Raw genomic sequence first — 4,249 nt, 5'->3', positions numbered from 1 at the left:
GAGATTTCACCGATGCGGCCCGGGCGGATGTAGCGCATGTAGATGCCCATGAACATCGCGATCGGGATGGTCGCCATCACCGTGAAGATGCCCCATGGGCTCTCGGCCAGGGCCTTGACCACGATCAGCGCCAGCACCGCGAGGATGATGATCATGATCAGGAAACAGCCGAACAGGGCGATGGTCCCCGGCACGCGACCCATTTCCTCGCGGACCATATCGCCCAGGGAACGACCGTTGCGGCGGGTGGAGAGGAACAGGACGATAAAGTCCTGCACCGCACCGGCCAGGACCACACCGGCGATCAGCCAGAGCGTGCCAGGCAGATACCCCATCTGCGCCGCCAGCACCGGCCCGACCAACGGTCCCGCGCCGGCGATGGCCGCGAAGTGGTGACCGAAAAGAATGTGTTTGTTGGTCGGCACATAGTCCAGACCGTCATTGTTGAGCACCGCCGGCGTGGCCCGATTGGCATCGAGCTGCATGACATTGTTGGCGATGAACAAACTGTAGTAACGATAGGCAACCAGATAGATCGCCACAGCGGCGACCACGATCCACAAGGCGTTGATCGCCTCGCCGCGGCGCAAGGCCACTACGCCCAGGGCGCATGCTCCAACGATTGCCAGCAGCAGCCAGGGTAGGTGGCGTAGCGGGCTATTATTATTTTTCATTTTTATATTCCAGCCAGAGAGGACAAGAAAGACAGCTACCTTGAGTTTAGCGCCAACAGGGCCAAAGGCCATACCCGACATTGCTCGAGAACGGCTTTTTTGCCCCTGCGCGATGGCTTGCAATGGCCACCCACCCTAGCCCACGGCAGCACAAATCGTGTGGTATCCGGCTATACATTCGCTCCTGCTGGCTGTGGAGGCTATAGTCAATGAATACGCCAAGGAGCCACGTCATGAGCGACCCGCATTCCAATCGACGCCAATTCAAACGTATTGATTTCGACGCCGACACCACCCTCAGCCAGGGCTCCACCGTCTGGTCGGCGCATCTGATCGACCTGTCGCTCAAGGGGCTGCTACTTCAGCGACCCGGCACTTGGGATGACAGCAACGAGGGCATCTTCCGCGTCGACATTCGCCTGGCGGCAAACGCCCATGTCGAAATGGACGCCGAACTGGTGCACCGGGAAAAAGACCACCTGGGCTTCAAGTGCCTGCATATCGGCCTGGAATCGATCCAGCACCTGCGGCGCCTGATCGAGTTGAATCTGGCCGACGCGGAGGAACTCGAACGGGAACTGGGCGCCCTGATCGAGCTGTAAACAAAGCTCTAGAAAAATTGTGGGAGCCGGCTTGCCGGCGATGCGGCGGTGAGTACACCCTCGCAATCACTGGCAAACCCGCACCGGCACCATCAGGGAAACGCCGAGCGCTGCGGAAAATCGCTCTCGGTGTCCCAATACCCCGCCTCTTGCCGCGACGACAATTGCCAGGCGCCGTTCTTGAACCGATAAGTCCGGTAGGTGGTGACAAACTCTTCATCCTCGCTCGCCGGCGATGAGGACACCTGCTGGATCTGTGCCACGCCGTCCGCCGTCGGCGCGCCGACCTGCCAGGCCGCCTTGCCGGTCTGGGCCAGGAACAGCGCCTCGCTCTTGCCCTCCGCCGTCCGATAGACCGTGGCGTTGAGCTTGCCCGTCGACGGCATCAGTACCTGGGTGGCCGGACCGCTGTAGGTGCCCATCGGCGCCGTTTCATCGATGGTCAGGAAATAGGCCGGGGCCGGCAGGCCCACCAGGGGGGCTTTCTCAACCGTGGCCAGCGGGTAACCCAGGCTTTTGTTTTCCAGCGCCTCACCGGAGGCCGCCAGCAAGCGCACCTGGGCGTCGACGAACGGCTTGTTCTCGACATCCGCGGCGAGCACCTGGTCCTCGATACTTTCCGGTTCCGTACCGTTGCCCCACAGGGCGCGATGCAGGTCCGGAGTCATCCGCACGTCCTCCAGTATCTCCAACACCTGCCCGTTATCGATCGGCAATTGTTGGGCCACGCGATAACCGGCGGGCACCTCTGTCGCCCCTGCCAAGCCGCACCACACGGCCAATCCCAACCCCAGCACGGCCGAGTTGAAACCTTTCATCCTTTGACTCCCTTCCCAATAGGTCGATTGATAGATGAAGCGATCATTATTCAAACAACGCATCCAAAGCCTGCTCCAACCGCGTCACCGCGATGATCACCAGCCCCGGCGGCGCTTCTTTCGGCGCATTGCCCTTGGGCACGATGGCCCGCTTGAAACCATGCTTGGCCGCCTCTTTAAGACGCTCCTGGCCGCTGGGCACCGGCCGCACTTCGCCGGACAGGCCGACCTCGCCGAACACCAGCAGGTCGTGGGGCAATGGCCGGTTGCGCAGGCTGGACATGATCGCCGCCAGCAGCGCCAGGTCCGAGGCGGTCTCCAGGACCTTGACCCCGCCGACGACGTTGAGGAACACATCCTGGTCGTGGGTCGGAATCCCGCCATGGCGGTGCAGGACCGCCAGCAGCATCGCCAGGCGATTCGGGTCCAGCCCGAGGGTGACCCGGCGCGGGTTGGCCAGGTGACTGTCGTCCACCAGGGCCTGCACCTCCACCAGCATCGGCCGGGTGCCTTCCCAGGTGGCCATGACCACACTGCCCGGCACTTCTTCCTGGGCCCGTGTCAGGAAAATCGCCGAGGGGTTGGAGACTTCCTTCAGGCCACGGTCGGTCATGCCGAACACGCCCAGTTCGTTGACCGCACCAAAACGGTTCTTCACAGCGCGCAGCAGGCGCAGGCGGCCATCGGACTCACCCTCGAAATACAGCACGGTGTCGACCATGTGCTCAAGCACCCGCGGCCCGGCCAGGGCGCCTTCCTTGGTCACGTGACCGACCAGGAAAATCGCCGTGCCGCTCTGCTTCGCATAACGCACCAGCAGCGCCGCGCTCTCGCGGACCTGGGACACGCCGCCCGGTGCCGATTGCAGTTGCTCGGTGAAAATGGTCTGGATCGAGTCGATCACCATGACCTTGGGTTTTTCCACCCGGGCGGTGGCAATGATGGTTTCGATGCAGGTCTCGGTCATCACCCGCAGTTGGTCCTGGGGCAGGCCCAGGCGCCGGGCGCGCATGGCGACCTGTTGTTGCGATTCTTCGCCGGTGACATACAGCGCCGGCATGCGCGTGGCGAGATTACACAGGGTCTGCAGCAGAATGGTCGACTTGCCGATGCCCGGGTCGCCACCGATCAGCACCACCGAGCCGTCCACCAGGCCGCCGCCGAGCACTCGGTCGAGTTCCCCGGACGCCGTGGAAAAACGCGGGATTTCCTCGACGCTGACTTCGGCCAGGGTCTTGATCTGCGCCTGTTGCCCGGCCCAGCCGGTGCGACCGCTGGGCGGCGCGGCACCACCGCTTTCCACCATCGTCTCGGTCAGGGTGTTCCAGGCCCCGCATTCACCGCACTGGCCGGCCCACTTGGGAAAGGTCGCGCCGCACTCGGTGCAGCCGTACATGCGCTTGGCCTTGGCCATCTGAACCCCCACGCAAAACCGCGATGATAGCTCAGCTGGCGGCGATCAGCGCGGCGCCTGTGTGCGGATTTCGCCGTCCGCCAGACGCGCCGCGCTATTGCCCAGGGGATCTTCGGCGTCGAGGTTGGCACCTTTGGCCGCCAGGGCGTCGAGCAACCCGGTACGTTTGAACAACCCGGCGTACATGGCCGCCGTCTGGCCGGCGCCGTTGCGTTGGTCCGGGTTGCACTCGGTGGCGAGCAGGCGCCGGGCGATGCTCACCTCGCCCTTGAAGATCGCGCCCATCAACGCGGTGTTGCCGCGTTTGTCCTGGGTGCAGGCATTGGCTCCGGCGGCCAGCAGGCGTTCGACCGCCGGGCCCTGGCCGTGATAGGCCGCCAGGATCAGCGCGGTGTAGCCTTGGTCGTCCTGGGTATCGAGGCTGTAACCGGCGTCGATAAAGGTGTTGAGCATCTCGACGTCGCCACGGCGGGCGGCATCGAAATAGTAATCCTTGAGCTGCGCCTGGAGGGCGGCCGGGTCGGTGGGAACCGGTGCCTCTTGGGCTGAAGCGCCGAAGGCACAGGTCAGTAAAAGCAGGAAAGCATAAATACGCATAGTGATGCTCCTACGACGGGCGCGCCGCCGCAATGACGGCTCCAGGGATCCTGGCAACACGGTACTTTGCGGTGATACACCGACCTGTAGGAGCCGGCTTGCTGGCGATGAGGCCGTTGAGACTTGCATCGCCTGATCGGCCGC

General features: G+C 63.5%; 5 protein-coding genes. 1 reads left to right on the top strand and 4 read right to left on the bottom strand.

The window, feature by feature from the left end; genetic code table 11:
- Positions 1 to 674: carbon starvation CstA family protein (locus M5C71_RS33465; RefSeq protein WP_283094100.1), on the bottom strand; the 674-nt coding region annotated here is incomplete at its 3' end.
- Positions 675 to 907: 233 nt separating this feature from the next.
- Between M5C71_RS33465 and M5C71_RS33460 the strand changes: the two genes are divergently transcribed.
- Complete coding sequence (locus M5C71_RS33460; RefSeq protein WP_103499712.1) at positions 908 to 1,276, top strand: PilZ domain-containing protein; 369 nt, start codon at positions 908 to 910, stop codon at positions 1,274 to 1,276.
- Between the two features lie 92 nt (positions 1,277 to 1,368).
- On the opposite strand, the gene M5C71_RS33455 is transcribed toward M5C71_RS33460, so the two are convergent.
- From M5C71_RS33455 to M5C71_RS33445, 3 genes are read right to left on the bottom strand one after another with little or no spacing between them, the layout of a single operon-like run.
- A complete protein-coding gene (locus M5C71_RS33455) occupies positions 1,369 to 2,094 on the bottom strand; it encodes a hypothetical protein (RefSeq protein WP_103499711.1) in 726 nt (241 codons plus the stop codon).
- Between the two features lie 46 nt (positions 2,095 to 2,140).
- On the bottom strand, positions 2,141 to 3,508 hold the full coding sequence (gene radA / locus M5C71_RS33450) for a DNA repair protein RadA (RefSeq protein WP_100941462.1): 1,368 nt from the start codon (positions 3,506 to 3,508) through the stop codon (positions 2,141 to 2,143).
- Between the two features lie 45 nt (positions 3,509 to 3,553).
- Positions 3,554 to 4,105, bottom strand: a complete 552-nt coding sequence (locus M5C71_RS33445) for an ankyrin repeat domain-containing protein (RefSeq protein ID WP_248769696.1) — start codon at positions 4,103 to 4,105, stop codon at positions 3,554 to 3,556.
- Positions 4,106 to 4,249 lie beyond the last annotated feature (144 nt).

Source organism: Pseudomonas sp. MWU12-2345 (genome assembly GCF_023242385.1).
Lineage (GTDB): Bacteria > Pseudomonadota > Gammaproteobacteria > Pseudomonadales > Pseudomonadaceae > Aquipseudomonas > Aquipseudomonas gingeri_D.
This window is presented reverse-complemented; position numbering and strand designations above follow the sequence as displayed.

Excerpts from the sequence above, each read along its gene's own strand:
- radA (WP_100941462.1), bottom strand. The coding sequence starts at position 3,508 with ATGGCCAAGGCCAAGCGCATGTACGGCTGCACCGAGTGCGGCGCGACC.
- M5C71_RS33460 (WP_103499712.1), top strand. The coding sequence starts at position 908 with ATGAGCGACCCGCATTCCAATCGACGCCAATTCAAACGTATTGATTTC.
- M5C71_RS33455 (WP_103499711.1), bottom strand. The coding sequence starts at position 2,094 with ATGAAAGGTTTCAACTCGGCCGTGCTGGGGTTGGGATTGGCCGTGTGG.
- M5C71_RS33445 (WP_248769696.1), bottom strand. The coding sequence starts at position 4,105 with ATGCGTATTTATGCTTTCCTGCTTTTACTGACCTGTGCCTTCGGCGCT.